Consider the following 13,685-nt stretch of genomic DNA (forward strand, 5'->3'; position numbering starts at 1 on the left):
CGCATACAACATCATGGGCGAATCGCGTACAGGTTCGACATGCTGGACGTGCGATACAGCAGTTCCTGCTCGACATGCACGCGGTAGCCGTGCCGCTCCAGCAAAGAGCGCACCAGCTCCACCCGTCCGTCGAAATCGTGGACTTCGATGACCAGCTGGCGAATACCTTGCCAGTGACGCGCCTCAATGCCTTCGAGCACCTCCAGCTCGCACTTTTGCACGTCGATCTTGACCAGGTCGATGTGTTCCACGCGCTCTTTGTCGATGATGCTTGACAGCGTCACCAGCTCGCACTCATACGGAGTCTCCCGGAACCTTTCGGTCAGAATATCTTCCATGTGCGGCATGACCTGCTCCATCCCCGCCATGCCGTCGTTGAGCTGGTTTTGCACGATCGCGCGCAGCACGTCCTTTTCTTCCTCTTTGTCCGCATGGAACGAGGACATGCCCGTGCTGTGCGGATAGAAGGTCAGCTGCTGCTTGCCGCTATGATTGGAAACGCCGCAGTTGAACAAGGTGGCGTTGACCCCATACGACTGCAGATTCATCTGCAGCAACTCGAACACCGGCGGCGCCGGTTCAAACGCGAAAATCTGCGGCTGCTTGCACTGGTGATGGGCAAACAGCGAGAACAAGCCAATGTTGGCGCCCACATCGAAAATGACGGCTCCGTCCGGCAGCGTAATGCCGTGGCTGTAGTACACCTTGGCGTCGAAAATGTCGTGGTAAAAGTGGTCGGTTTCCACTTTATTGAAATGCTGAACCTTCAACTTGTTGGGCAATTCATACAGGCTCGGCTCGACGCTGGTGCGACCGCCCCCATTTTCGCCTTCCTCACCGTACTCCCGCTGCATGCGCTCGACTTCCTCGTCGGACATGGCCTCGATCTCGCGCAGGAGGATGCCTTCCACCACATTGGCGATCTCGCAGATCAGGTTTGCCTGGAACAGCATCTTGAGCGACATGTCGATCCCGTACACCTCGCGGATGCGCGAGATGAACTGCACCGCAAGCAGCGAATTGCCCCCCAGATTGAAGACATTGTCATCCAGGCCGATCTGCCTCGCACCCAGCAGGTTTTCCCAGATGGCGACAACTTGCTGTTCGATATCGGACTCCGGCGCGCGATACGGCGGCCGCGTGCCGGCCGCGCGCGGCGCGCTGCTCAACTTAAACGTATGCATCAACGCCGGCAAGGTATTGCCGCGCAGAGCATCAAACACAGCGCCCAGCGCGCTCGCACTGACGGCCAGCTGCGCTTCACCGGCTGCGAACACGTCCGCCAGAACCGCGTCCAGCTGTTGCGCATCGATTGCATAGCTTTGCCGTCCCGACGCGATGGCATGGGCCATGGCTGGCGGCAAGCCGGCGGCGACTTCATTGGCCGCGCGCAGGCCCAGCACATCGAGCGCCACCGTCAGCACCGGTTTGCGGCGCGCGCCAAAGGCCCGGTCGGCACAATTGTGCAGGTAAGCATTGGCGCTGCAGCTATCGAGCTGCCCCACAGCGCCCGCTGCCGCCAGGTTGGAAGTGAAGAACGCGACCAGATCGGGCGCGAGTTGGTCGAGCGCGCGCGCGAGGCTGGCCGCGCGCTGCATCTGCGCCGTCACGGCGCCTGCCATGACCGGATCCTTCAACTGGATCAAGTCATAGCCAAACGATGGGCTCGCGTACAGCACGGCGTTCAGGCGCGGGTGCGCGGCGGCAACGCGCCGGTACGCCATCTCGTCGCCGCTCTGGCCCACGTTATCGATCAGCGCGACACGTGCGCCCAGACTTTCCAGCGCCAGCACGCCACGCAGGGTGTCGCATAGTGCGCCCTGTTCAAGCGGCGTGGCCAGGCAGTGTTCCCATTGGGCACGGGGCGGCAGCGCCGCGTCGATCATCAAGACCAGCGTGACGCCGCGTTGACGCGCCAGACAGGCCGCCAGCGCGTGCGACAGGTCACCAGCTTGATAGCAAGCGACCAGGTAGACCGGGGCCGACGGCGCTGTCCATGGCGTGCCCGGGTTTGGCGTGAATGGCTGGAACGCGCGCGTCCAGCGCAAAACGCCGCGATACGCGGCGACGTCCTGTTGCATGCCGCTGTCAAATTCGTGCAAGATGCCATCGATCATCGTCTCGGCGTGCGCCGTAGCGGTCCCTGCCAGGTCAATATTGCAGCAGCGGATGTTCGGAAACTCCAGCGGCAGCACGCGGCACGGCCCCATCAGCGCGGCCGCCTCGGGCGCGCCTTGCTCTTCGCCGGTCACGGTGTGCACCTCACGCGTCACGACTGCCAGCTGCAAGGCGGCAGCGGCGCGCTGTTCCGTACTGCCGAAGGTCTTGCCCAGGCACAGCAGACTGGCGTAGGTGTCGCTGCCATGATCCTGGTCCGCCAGCGCCCACAGGTGCACGATATTGCTTGGCAGCGCTTCGCCGTCGCTCAATGCGGCGGCCAGCAGGGCGTAATCATCCAGCTTGCCTGGTCGCACCAGATACGCGTTCTCCGCGCGCCGCTCGAAACGCTCGCCACGCCCGACCAGAATTGCCGCCGCGCCGCGCTGCGCCAGGCGCTGCCGCAATGCCTCGGCGACCGGTCCGCCATCCTGGAAAACCAGCCATGGCGCCTGGCCGGCGCGCGCCGTGCTGGCGCCAATGCGCGCACTGGACCAGACCGGCTGGTACAGCACACCGGCAGCGCTCAGCGCGGCATCGCTGGTCTGCGCCGATGGCGTCAGTGCATCGATCCAGTAGCGTTCGCGCTCGAACGGATAGCTTGGCAACGACACGCGCAAGCGTGGTTCATGCTGGTGATAAGCGGCCCAGTCGACCTGGTGGCCGAGACACCACAGGGTGCCCAGGGTACGGGTGAGCACCAGCGCATCCGAGGCGCCCTCATGCGGGCCGGGCAAGGTCGGCAGCGTCGTGATGTCGTCGCGCGCTTGCACTGCCGGGTATTGCTGCAGGAAGCTGGACAAGGTCTGGCCCGGCCCCATCTCAATGAAGGTGGCCGACGCCTGCTGGCACAGCGTTGCAATGCCGTCGGCAAAGCGCACCGTCTGGCAGGTGTGGCTGACCCAATAGGCGGGGTCGGTGGCCTGGGCGGCGGTAATCCAGGTGCCGCTCAGGTTTGACACGTACGGCACCTGCGGCGCCTTGAGCGTGACCGAGTCGAACAAGGCGCGCAGCGGCGCCTGCAACGGCGTCATCATGGAGGAATGAAAGGCGTGCGCCGATTGAACCGGCAGGTGGGCAATCCCCTGGTTCAACAGATGCTGTTCGATGGAGCCGATCAAGGCGGCTGGCCCGGCAATCACCGTTGCCGCCGGCCCATTGATGGCGGCGATCGAGACCCCGTCGGCCACCAGCGCCGCCAAGGCCGCCGCCGGCATGGCCACCGCCAGCATGCGCCCTTCCGGCAAGTCTTGAATCAGGCTGGCGCGCTTGGCGACAACGTTCAAGGCGTCGCCCAGCGACATCACGCCGGCCACGCAGGCGGCCACGTATTCGCCCAGGCTATGGCCAATCATGGCTGCCGGCGTCACGCCGCGCTCGATGAAGGTCCTGGCCAGCGCGTATTCGATCATGAACAGTGCCGGGTGGACCAGGCTGGTCTTGCGCATCCATGCGGGACCGGTGCTCGCCGCTGGCGCCGCCCCGTCCGCATGGCGATTTAACAGCCGGCGCAAGTCGAGCGCGGCCGGCGCTGCGGCGCTCGCTGCGCCATCGCTGGCAAACAGCAGCGTGCGCAGGTCCACGCCCAGCAGCGGCTCCAGGAGCGTGGCGCAGGTGTCGACCGTGGCGCGAAACACCGGCTCGTCGCGGTACAGACCGGCCGCCATGTTGACGCTCTGGTCGCCGATTCCGGGGAACATGAACACCGGCCCGGCCACGCCGTCGCCGGCCTGCATGCGCAGGCTGCGGCCTGGGTCGCGTTGATCGCGCTGGCGCAGCGCTGCCAGCGCGTCGCCCGTATCCGTGCACAAGACCATGCTGCGGTGGGCAAAGGCCTTGCGCCCGGTTTGCAGCGTATAGGCGACATCGGCCAGCGCGCTGCCGGGGTGGCGCTCCAAGTGCTGTTGCAGCCGTTCGTTTGCCGCGTCCAGCGCCGTGTCGGTCTGCGCCGACAGCAGCAGCAATTGCCACTCACGGGTGCTGGCGCTCTTTTGGGCGGCCGGAGCCTGCTCCAGGATCACGTGCGCGTTGGTGCCGCCAATGCCGAACGAACTGACACCGGCGCGCAGTGGCGCGCCAGCCTGTTGCGCGGTCCAGGGGCGCGCGGCGGTATTGACGTAAAACGGCGTGCTGCCGAAATCGATGGCGCTATTGGCCTGCTGATAATGCAAGGAGGGTACCAGCTCCCGGTGCTGCAGGCACAAGACCGTCTTGATCAAACCGGCAATGCCGGCGGCCGTATCCAGGTGGCCGATATTCGACTTGACCGAGCCGAGCGCGCAATAGCCGCTCTGGTCGGTACCCATGCGAAATGCCTGCGTCAGGGCGCTCACTTCGATCGGGTCGCCAAGCGCGGTGCCGGTGCCGTGCGCCTCCACATAACTGATCGTGTCGGGCGCCACATCAGCCATCGCCAGCGCCAGCGCGATCACTTCCTTCTGGCCGTCGACGCTTGGCGCGGTGTACCCGATTTTTTTCGATCCGTCGTTATTGATCGCGGAGCCGCGGATCACCGCATAGATATGGTCGCCATCGGCCAGCGCTTCGTCCAGGCGCTTGAGCAGCACCACGCCGGCGCCGCTGCCGCACACCGTTCCCTGGGCCTGGGCATCGAAAGCGCGGCAGTGACCGTCGGGCGACATCACGCCCCCTTGCTCGTACAGATAACCCTTTTTTTGCGGCGATTCGACGGTGGCGCCGCCTGCCAGCACCATGTCGCACTCATAGCTGAGCAAGCTGCGGCACGCCATGTGCACCGCCACCAGCGAAGTCGAACAGGCGGTATTGACGTTCACGCTCGGGCCGTTCAGGTTCAACTTGTAGGACACCTTGGTCGGCAGGAAATCGGTCTTGTTGCCGATGACAAGCTGCAGCGTCCCCATCGATTCCAGCAAGCGGTGGTTGGGCATCAGGTTGGCGATCATGTAACTGTTGAGCCCCGCGCCGGCGAATACGCCGACCCGCGCTTGCACGCGCTCGCCGACGTAGCCGGCGTCCTCCATTGCTTCCCACGCGCACTCGAGAAAAATGCGATGCTGTGGATCAGTCAGTTCGGCTTCCTTGGGCGAGAAACCAAAAAACGCGGCAGCGAAATCTTCAGCGCCGTCGAGCATGGCGGCCGCTTTGACATAGGCGGGATGCTGCAGCATGGCTGGCGTGACACCGGCGTCGAGCAGTTCCTGGTCGCTGAAAAAGCGCACCGACTCCTTGCCTTCCCGCAGATTTTCCCAGAATTGCCGTACGTCGGCGGCGCCGGGAAAACGCCCGGACATGCCAATGATTGCCACCGCATCGCTGGCCAATTGCACGTCATCCTGCTGCTCGAACTGTTGCTGATCCATTATTTTTTTGACTACCTTTATTCAGGAATTGCTTGTGCCTGCTTGTGCCTTAAGGCGCGTAAATCACAAGGTACGCAGCTCGACGTACCCGGGAATGGCGGGAACGAGGTGCAAATTGTGTTCGAGCATCTCGACGCCGTCGGTCTTTTCCATGGCCACGAAGCCGGCAAACTTGTACGTCATGTACATCATGCGGTTGCGATCGTTCAATACCATCTCGGCGCGCAGCGCGACCTCGGCCGAGCGGGCCAGCTGCATGACATGGGTGAGCAAAATGGTGCCTACCCCGCGCGACATGACGCGGCACGACATCAGCATCAGCTTGATGGTCCAGGCGCGCGGCCGCTTCTCGATCAACACCAGGCCAATTTTTCCGTAAGCGCCGTACTTGTCGTCGAGCGCGCAGGTGAGCAGCAAGTGGTCGTCCGACTGGCGCAGGGCGTCAAGCTCTTCATAGCTGTAGATATAGCCGGTGGTGTTGAGCTGATTGGTCCGCGCCGTCAATTCCTCGAGCCGGTGCAGGTCGGTCTCGGCCGCCGGGGCGATCGTAAAAATCATGTTCAGCGCAGCGAGGAAGTCTTCCTTGGGACCGGTGAAACTGCTCTCTTCCTCGGAGCGGGCGGCATCGAGCACATACATTTCGCGACGGCGAGAGGACTCGTCGGTCAGGAAACGGGGCGTCAATTCCGGCATGGCCAGCAAGTTGCCGATTTCGCCCACGTCCAGGCACAGCACGTCCGGGTGCGCCGAGGCCACTTCGTCCCGTTCGAATGGCTGGTCGTCGATAAAGGCGATCGCATCGATGCCGATATTGAGGCGCTCGGCGATCGTTGCGATCGCTGCGCTCTTGGCGCCCCAGCCAATTTGCGGATACAGAAAAAACGCGTCCAATCCCCACTGGCGCAGGCGCTCGAGCGCAAAGTGGGCGTCATTTTTGCTGGCGATGGACTGCAATACGCCGCGCTGATCGAGCGCCTTGATGACCTCGACAACCTCGGGGGCGACGGCGACTTGGTCGCCTTCGGACAAAATGCCGTTCCACAGCGTATTGTCCAGATCCCAGACCAGGCATTTGATTTTGCCGCGGCGCGGTGTGGGGCTAGTGCTCATATTCTGTTGCATGCGGCGCTTTCTGGTTCAAAATTAGCGCCCGTAGCTGTGCTGGGCGATCAGGATTTGTTGCATCTGGGCGCTGCCTTCGATAATGCTCATGATTTTCGCGTCGCGGTAATGGCGGGCCAGCGGATAGTCGTTGCTGCAGCCATTTGCACCGTGCAGCTGGACCGCTTCGGCCGCGACCGTTTCAGCATTGCGCGCAGCGAAGTATTTCGCCATCGTGGTCGCCATGATCCCGCCATGGTCGCCCGCCGCTCTTTTGCGCGCCGCGTCCTCGCACAGCAAACGCGCTGCCTGGGTATTGGTGACCATGTCCGCGATCATTTTTTGCACCAGTTGGTGATCCTTCAAATACTGGCCAAAGGTTTGCCGCGTTTCGGTGTAATTCAGGCTCGCATCGATACACGCCTGGGCCAGGCCAACGCAGCCCCAGGCAATCGAGAATCTGCCATGGTCCAGCACGGACCCGACCACCTGCGCATATCCGAAGTCGACGCTGCCCAACAGCTGGTCTTGCGCGACGACGCACTCATCGAGCGTGATTTCGGCCAGCATGGCCGCCTTAAAACCGAGCATGTCGCTGATCGGCGCAATGCTCAGCCCCGGGTTGTCGGCCTCGACGATCAGGCCGATCACGCGTCCGTCGCAATTACCAACAATCAAAAAGAGATCGGCGATCTGGCCGCACGAAATCCACTTTTTGGTGCCGTTCACAACAAACGTATCGCCTTCGCGGCGAATGCGCGTGCCCACGTTGCGCGCATCGCTGCCAACGTCCGCTTCGCTCAGGGCAAAAGCGCTGAGCGAAGCCCCGCTCGCCAGGGGCGGCAGCCAGCGCTCTTTTTGCGAGGCGCTACCCCAGCGAACGATGGTGGACGCAACGATGGAATGCACCGTCAGCAAGCTGAGCACGGAACCGCTGGCGTACCCCACCAGTTCGCATACATGGCCGAAATCGAAGGCGTCATACTCGGTGCCGCCAAACTGGCGCGGCACCTGGGCGCCGAGAATACCCGCCTCGGCCAATTGGGCAATCACGCTGCGCGGTATGCGCTGGTCCAGATCGAACTGGTTTGCATGCTTGCCAACCGTGGCTGCCAGGAACGCGCGCAGTTCATCGCGCCGGTGTGGACCGCTCGCAATCATCGTTTCCCCTTTACGCGCATGGCACTGCAGCGGGCGCGAGTTTGCGGGTAATGAACGACACCATGACATCGACACTGGAAAAATTTTTCAATTCGAGGTCTTCGTTCTCCACTGCCAGGGCGAAGTTTTTCTCGATGAAAAGGATCAGCTGCATCACGAACATGGAGTTGACAAAGCCACCCTTGAAAATATCGTCGTTATCGTGGAATTCCTTGTTCCGAATGAAACCGGCGATAAAATTGCGCAGTGACGTGCGGATCTCGCCGTCATTGCCGGCGCCTGCGCCAATCGTGCTAATGTTCGTGCTCATGTTCGACCTATTGTTGTGCATATTGATAAAAACCCTGCCCGCTTTTCTTGCCCAGCAGTCCGGCGTCGACCATCTGCTTGAGCAGCACGCTGGGCCGGTATTTGGAATCGGCAAAGGCGTCCTGCAACACTTCGATGGAATACAGAATGGTGTCGAGGCCGATCAGGTCCGCCGTTTCCAGCGGCCCCATCTTGTGCCCGAAGCATGAGGTGAAAATCCGGTCCACGTCGGCGGCGCTGCTGACGTTTTCCTGCACCAGCAAAATGGCTTCGTTAATCGTCAACATCAATACCCGGTTCGATACAAAGCCCGGCGAATCGTTGACCAGGATCGCTTCCTTGCCCATTTTTTTCAGCATGTCGCCGGCGGTGGCAAGCGTGTCTTGGGTCGTATGAAAGCCCCGGATCATTTCGACGGCGCGCTTCATGGGCACCGGGTTCATGAAATGGATGCCCAGCACCTGGCCCGGGCGCTGCGTCAGGCCGGCGATCCGGGTAATGGGAATGGCCGACGTGTTGGCCGCGTAAATGCAGTGGGGCGGGCAGTATTGTTCAAGCAGTGCATACACGCTCTTTTTTACTTCCCATTTCTCGACCACGTTCTCGATCACGGCATCGGCGCGCGCGAGCAAGGCGTAAGAGCTGGAAAAAACAATGCGCTGCAGGACGGCATCCACGTCCACCTTTTCTCCCGACCTGTTCATCAGGCCATGAAAACGCAGTTCGTTGCGGATGTCGGTACGTGCCTGTTCGAGCTTGCGCTGGCAAATATCGATCAGGATGACCTCGAATCCCGCGCTGGCGAGGTCTTGCGCCACGCCCTTGCCGATGACGCCGGCGCCAATTACACCCACCACTTTCATTGCTTCTCCAAACTAGATTAGTGTTACGCGACGTTGGCCAGGCCTACCGTCCGAACAAGCAACATGACGGTAAAACCGTCGCGTCTGGCCGGCCCAAACGGCCAACATGCAAGGCCAACCCACACGGCCAAAAAGTAGACGTGACGCAACATTGATAATACACCAATTTCCAGAAAATACACAATGACAAAAAGGCTATTTTGTTGCTGCAAGCCGGGTGCAAACTTGTCCCTACGCTTGTGCCGCCATGGTTACCATGGCGGCACAAGCATCGCGCCGCTCGACGTCGACCACCCGCCCCCCATCCAGTCGCACGAGCATGTCGGCACGGTGAAAATGGCGGTCGTCATGGGTAATGACGAAGACCGTGCGCCCTTCTGCCCGCAGGCGCGGCAGGAAGGTCTCGTAAAAATATTGCCGAAACTCGGGATCTTGATCGGCTGTCCACTCGTCAAACAGGCATAGCGGGCGGTGTTCCGCCAGCGCAAAGGCAGAAGCCACGCGCTTTTTCTGCCCCTGGGACAGCGCGCGCACGTCAAGCCGGCCATCGTCCCCGAACTGCAGGCGCAAGTCGAGTTCGTCCATCGCCTTTTCGAACCCAGGGCGCGACGCCTCGGGCAGCATGTCCAGCGAGCGCCGGAACAGATGGACGTCGCTGAACACCGAACTGAACGCGGAACGGTAGGCCAGTACCTGCGAGGCGTCGATCACGACGTCGTCAATCATCAAGCGGCCTTGTTCCGGCGAATACAGCCCCAGCAGCAGCTTGGCCAGCGTTGTCTTGCCGCTGCCGTTACCGCCGACAATAAACACCGTCGCGCCGCGCGGCACCGCCAGACTCACGTCGCGCAGCTGGAAGGCGCCACCGGCACTGCCCTTTCCGTAAGAAAACGAGACGGACTCGAGCCTGAGCATCCGCCAGTCCGGCGGCAAGGCCGCAATGGCTTGCTGCGCCACCGCGATTTCGGCGCGGCGCTCCCAGGTCGCCAGTTGCACGTTGACGCGTTCCTGGGCCCCTGCGGATTCGGTCAACGCGGGCAGGCGCTGGACCATGCTTTGTATATGCCCCTGCAGAAAGAGCAGCACCACCACCACGCTGCTGACGATATCGGCCGCCACATGCAGCCATCGCTCGAAGGCAAAGGCCGCCAATGCCGTCAAGCCATAAAAGGCGACCACGCCGACCAGGCCGACATCGTGTTGCTGGATGCGAAAGCTGACCGACAGCTCACGCGCGCGGCGCAAGGTGGCGGCCAGGTCGTCGCGCACAAAGGTGCGCGCAAACTCAGGGTCGAGCTTGAGTTCCTTGGTGCCGAGGAATAAATCGTCGGCGAATCCCAGTCCCGTATCAGCCACCCGGTAGGCTTCGCGCATGCGGGCAATCGTCCGCCCGATCAGCATCTGGTAGGCGTAGACTGCCAGCAAAATGACGGCGCATACGACCAGCGTCGACGTCAGCGACAGCCACGCCAGGTAGGCCAGCGCGCTGGTGACGGTAGCAAACGACGTCAACAGGCCGATCCAGTTCGGGATGGCGCCGGCCAGTTGCACCGCATCGCGCGTGAGCAAGGCGCGCTTCAGGTGCGCCGGCGTGTTTTCGCTGTCCATCAGCGGAGCGTTCAGCGCCGCCTTCAACAGGCGCAGGCGCACGTTTTCGCACGCCAGTTCGGTGGCGTGCGTCATGCGCGCGACGGCAAAGTGCTGCAGCACGACATACAGCACCAGGCCTACGGCAAAGGCCGCGATCAGCCATAGATCGTCCTGTTGCTTGCCTACCCGCTTCAACGCTTCGGACAGCACCGTCAACAGCGCCGCCCCCAGCACGCCGCCGGCCAGCGCATCGCCCACCATGTACAGCATCTGCCGGGAGCGCAGCCCCGTCAACGCCAGAAAGCTTGCCATATAGCGCTTCATGGGCTGACCTCCGCCAGGGCAGTGCAGCTTGCGCTGGCGACCGCCGGTGCCGACGCAACCGTTGCGAGAAGCGACTCGAACGCATCGACGCAGGCCGCCTCCCCCGCCGAGGTGCGCATGCGTTCGCGCAGCGCCAGGCGCTGGGCTGCCGGCTGCGACAGGGCGTGCTCAATTGCTGCGGCCACGGTGCCCACGTCCCAGCCGTCGCCTTCGAGCATGCCGCCCAGACCGAGGCGACGCACGCGCTCGCCATTGTCGGCCTGGTCGTAGAAGAACGACATCACCAACTGCGGCGTGCCCGCCAGCATGGCTTGCGCCATGGTACCAATGCCGCCGTGGTGAATCAGCAGCGCACAGCGCCGCAGCACTGGCGCCAGGTTCGCATAGGCGACCCTGAACACGTGCGCGCCCAGCTGCTCGGGCAGGTTGCCGTCAAACGTGGTGACAAACACGCCGCGCCGCCCTTGCTGGGCGAGCGCCGCTGCCACCAGGGCGTAACGCTCGCGGGCATGGGCGATGCCGGTGCCCAGGCTGCAGACTACGGGCGGCGGGCCGGCATCGAGAAAACGCAGCAGCGCGTCGTCAAGCGGCGCGTCTTCGTCAGTGTGGCGCAGCAGAAAGTCGCCCTGGGCCACGCTGGAGCTTGCCAGCGCCGACAAATCGTCGAACCAGCGCGGATACAAGGCTAGGGCCGGGCTGCCAAAAAACAGCCATTCGCGCAGACGGCGAATCGGCGGCAGGCCAAGCGGCAGGCGCAGTGCGTTCACGGTGGGCAACAGCAGGTCCAGGTTGAACCGGTCCGCCAGGCGCAGCATCGCGCGCTTGTAAAACACGGGCAATGCGCGCGCCAGGCGGGTGTTGGCTGGGTACGGAAGCCGGTCCGGGGTAATCAATTGCTGCGGACTGTAGACCAGGTTGATGCACTGCAGGCCGAATTGCTCGGCCGCAAAGCGGGCGCCATAGGCGTTGCGCGTGCACACCAGCAACGGGCGCCGCTCGCGCAGCGAGGCCACCAGTGCATGGACCCGGGGAATGGCCAGGCGTACGTAGCCGCCTTCGGCCATGGCCATGTGCGGTCCCATGCGGCCCCAGAATGCGGGCTGCTCCACCTGCGCCAGATACTCCTCGCGCGAGCCGACCGCATGGAACGCCAGGCCGAGGGAGCGCACGTCGGCTTCGACATTGGCGTAGGACGCCACTTCAACCTCGTCGCCCCTGTCCCGCAGTGCGCAGGCCAGCTGGAGGGCGGGCCAGACATCGCCCCCGGTACCCAGCAGGACGAACAGCACGTAGCGAGCGCGCCGCGTTATTGCATTCATGACAATCGTTCCTTAAGCGTCAGTTTCAGACAAGCGCGCGCGTAATGCAGCAGGTACACCAGTTCGAGACCGTAGTAGAGGGCGCGAAAACGCCACCGGAACCAGGCACTGCCCTCGCGCTGGAAAGCCGCGTTGTCAAACGACTCGACGGGATGGCAGGACAGCGGCAGGATGCGATAGCGCGACCAGCGCGCAAAAATCTGCGCATGCCCGCGCGCGATGCGCGCCTGCTTGATCACCAGTTCGCCCAGCGCAAGCCGCGGCGGATGCGCGACCCGGCTTTGTGGCGCGTACGAGAAAGCCTGTCCCTGGGCCGTGCACACGTCGCAAAACGCTTTGTCGCCGCCCGAGCGCAAGTTTTCGTCAAACGCCGGAACGGTGGCCAGCACGCGCCGGTCGACCAGCAGATTGGCGGTGGCGCCAAAGCGCTTGCGCAGGGCAAAAAACGCTTGCTGGATCCCGAACGCTTGGTCGTAGCGCTGCACCACCGACGCCCGCGCAACCGGCTCGATCGCCACCGCGCCGGCCACCAGTCCCCCACCCTGCTGCTGGAGTGCGCGCACGCCCTGCAGCAGCCAGTCCGGATGCGGCTGGCAATCGGCGTCGGTGAAGGCGATGATGTCGCCGCGCGCCTGCGCCAGCGCCGCGTTGCGCGCCGCGTACGAGCCGCGGTTGCGGTCCAGGCGCACATGCTGCACCTGCGGGGCATGCTGCGCCAGCAGGGCTGCCGTGCCATCGGTGGAAGCATCGTCGGCCACCAGCACCTGCATCCGCTCGCGCGGGTAGGTTTGGGCCGCCAGTGCTGCCAGCAGCGCAGGCAAGGTGTCTGCGCCGTTGAAGGTGGGAACGATGACCGAGACGTATGGCAGTGCAGCGGGCAAAACAGTCGAATCGGGCGCGCTCACTTTGCCGCCCCAACCGGCGTCCCGGCGCCTTGCAGGCTGGCAAAGGCAATCACCTCGGCTCCGACGGCAGTGGCGAAGTCGGCATCGTGGGTGGACATGAGCACGACCGCATTGCGCCCCATGTCACGCAGGCGCGCGATCAGCACGTCGCGCGTGGCGCCGTCCAGGCCATTACTCGGTTCATCGAGCAGCAGCACGGACGGCTCGCCGATCCAGGCCGCGGCCAGCATCATTTTCTTTTGCGTGCCCAGCGACATCTGGCCGAAACGCGTGTCCAGATAGTGGCGCATGCCGAACTGGTCGATCAAGTCTTCGACCTTTTGGGTAACGGTTACCCGCTTTGCCTGCGCGACGAACTGCAGCAGTTCGCGCCCCCGCATGAAAGGATAGACCGGACAATCGTCAGGCACGAAGGAAAGCTTGGCCTTGGCCGCTTCCGGTGAACCGAGCAAGGAGCAGCCGTCAATCTCGATGGCGCCTGAATCGGGGGCCAGAATGCCCGCCAGGATGGCCAGCAGCGTGGACTTGCCGATGCCATTGCTGCCGTGCAGGGCGTACAGTCCCGTGGGAAAGTTGCGGCTCATGCCGTCAAGCACTTTCCGCTTATTGAAGGAC

General features: G+C 63.2%; 9 protein-coding genes. All 9 read right to left on the bottom strand.

Annotation, left to right across the window (positions count from 1 at the left end):
• Positions 1–11: 11 nt before the first annotated feature.
• Entirely contained in the window at positions 12–5,498 is a 5,487-nt protein-coding gene (locus ACP7BV_RS23740) for an FkbM family methyltransferase (protein ID WP_426107297.1), read from the bottom strand.
• 63 nt (positions 5,499–5,561) lie between these two features.
• Positions 5,562–6,608, bottom strand: coding sequence for an HAD-IIIC family phosphatase (locus ACP7BV_RS23745; RefSeq protein WP_426107299.1), 1,047 nt, complete (start codon positions 6,606–6,608; stop codon positions 5,562–5,564).
• A gap of 33 nt (positions 6,609–6,641) precedes the next feature.
• Positions 6,642–7,760 (bottom strand): acyl-CoA dehydrogenase family protein, encoded by a 1,119-nt coding sequence (locus ACP7BV_RS23750; RefSeq protein WP_426107300.1) that lies wholly within the window; start codon positions 7,758–7,760, stop codon positions 6,642–6,644.
• 10 nt (positions 7,761–7,770) lie between these two features.
• Positions 7,771–8,070: a hypothetical protein gene (locus ACP7BV_RS23755; protein ID WP_426107301.1), complete on the bottom strand. Its 300-nt coding sequence runs from the start codon at positions 8,068–8,070 to the stop codon at positions 7,771–7,773.
• A gap of 7 nt (positions 8,071–8,077) precedes the next feature.
• Positions 8,078–8,932 (bottom strand): 3-hydroxyacyl-CoA dehydrogenase family protein, encoded by an 855-nt coding sequence (locus ACP7BV_RS23760; protein ID WP_426107302.1) that lies wholly within the window; start codon positions 8,930–8,932, stop codon positions 8,078–8,080.
• Positions 8,933–9,163: 231 nt separating this feature from the next.
• The gene (locus ACP7BV_RS23765) at positions 9,164–10,846 is read right to left on the bottom strand and encodes an ATP-binding cassette domain-containing protein (protein WP_426107303.1); all 1,683 of its coding nucleotides are present in this window, start codon (positions 10,844–10,846) and stop codon (positions 9,164–9,166) included.
• Positions 10,843–12,165: a glycosyltransferase gene (locus ACP7BV_RS23770; protein ID WP_426107305.1), complete on the bottom strand. Its 1,323-nt coding sequence runs from the start codon at positions 12,163–12,165 to the stop codon at positions 10,843–10,845. Before ACP7BV_RS23770 ends, ACP7BV_RS23765 begins: the two co-directional genes overlap by 4 nt.
• Complete coding sequence (locus tag ACP7BV_RS23775; protein WP_426107307.1) at positions 12,162–13,070, bottom strand: glycosyltransferase; 909 nt, start codon at positions 13,068–13,070, stop codon at positions 12,162–12,164. The genes ACP7BV_RS23770 and ACP7BV_RS23775 overlap by 4 nt, the downstream gene beginning before the upstream one ends.
• Positions 13,067–13,654 carry an ATP-binding cassette domain-containing protein gene (locus tag ACP7BV_RS23780; protein ID WP_426107308.1) on the bottom strand — a complete coding sequence of 196 codons (588 nt, stop codon included), beginning with the start codon at positions 13,652–13,654 and terminating at the stop codon, positions 13,067–13,069. The genes ACP7BV_RS23775 and ACP7BV_RS23780 overlap by 4 nt, the downstream gene beginning before the upstream one ends.
• Between the last annotated feature and the right edge of the window lie 31 nt (positions 13,655–13,685).

It is taken from the genome of Massilia sp. TSP1-1-2, assembly GCF_049896185.1.
Taxonomy (GTDB): domain Bacteria; phylum Pseudomonadota; class Gammaproteobacteria; order Burkholderiales; family Burkholderiaceae_D; genus Telluria_A.

Excerpts from the sequence above, each read along its gene's own strand:
- ACP7BV_RS23740 (WP_426107297.1), bottom strand. The coding sequence starts at position 5,498 with ATGGATCAGCAACAGTTCGAGCAGCAGGATGACGTGCAATTGGCCAGC.
- ACP7BV_RS23745 (WP_426107299.1), bottom strand. The coding sequence starts at position 6,608 with ATGAGCACTAGCCCCACACCGCGCCGCGGCAAAATCAAATGCCTGGTC.
- ACP7BV_RS23750 (WP_426107300.1), bottom strand. The coding sequence starts at position 7,760 with ATGATTGCGAGCGGTCCACACCGGCGCGATGAACTGCGCGCGTTCCTG.
- ACP7BV_RS23755 (WP_426107301.1), bottom strand. The coding sequence starts at position 8,070 with ATGAGCACGAACATTAGCACGATTGGCGCAGGCGCCGGCAATGACGGC.
- ACP7BV_RS23760 (WP_426107302.1), bottom strand. The coding sequence starts at position 8,932 with ATGAAAGTGGTGGGTGTAATTGGCGCCGGCGTCATCGGCAAGGGCGTG.
- ACP7BV_RS23765 (WP_426107303.1), bottom strand. The coding sequence starts at position 10,846 with ATGAAGCGCTATATGGCAAGCTTTCTGGCGTTGACGGGGCTGCGCTCC.
- ACP7BV_RS23770 (WP_426107305.1), bottom strand. The coding sequence starts at position 12,165 with ATGAATGCAATAACGCGGCGCGCTCGCTACGTGCTGTTCGTCCTGCTG.
- ACP7BV_RS23780 (WP_426107308.1), bottom strand. The coding sequence starts at position 13,654 with ATGAGCCGCAACTTTCCCACGGGACTGTACGCCCTGCACGGCAGCAAT.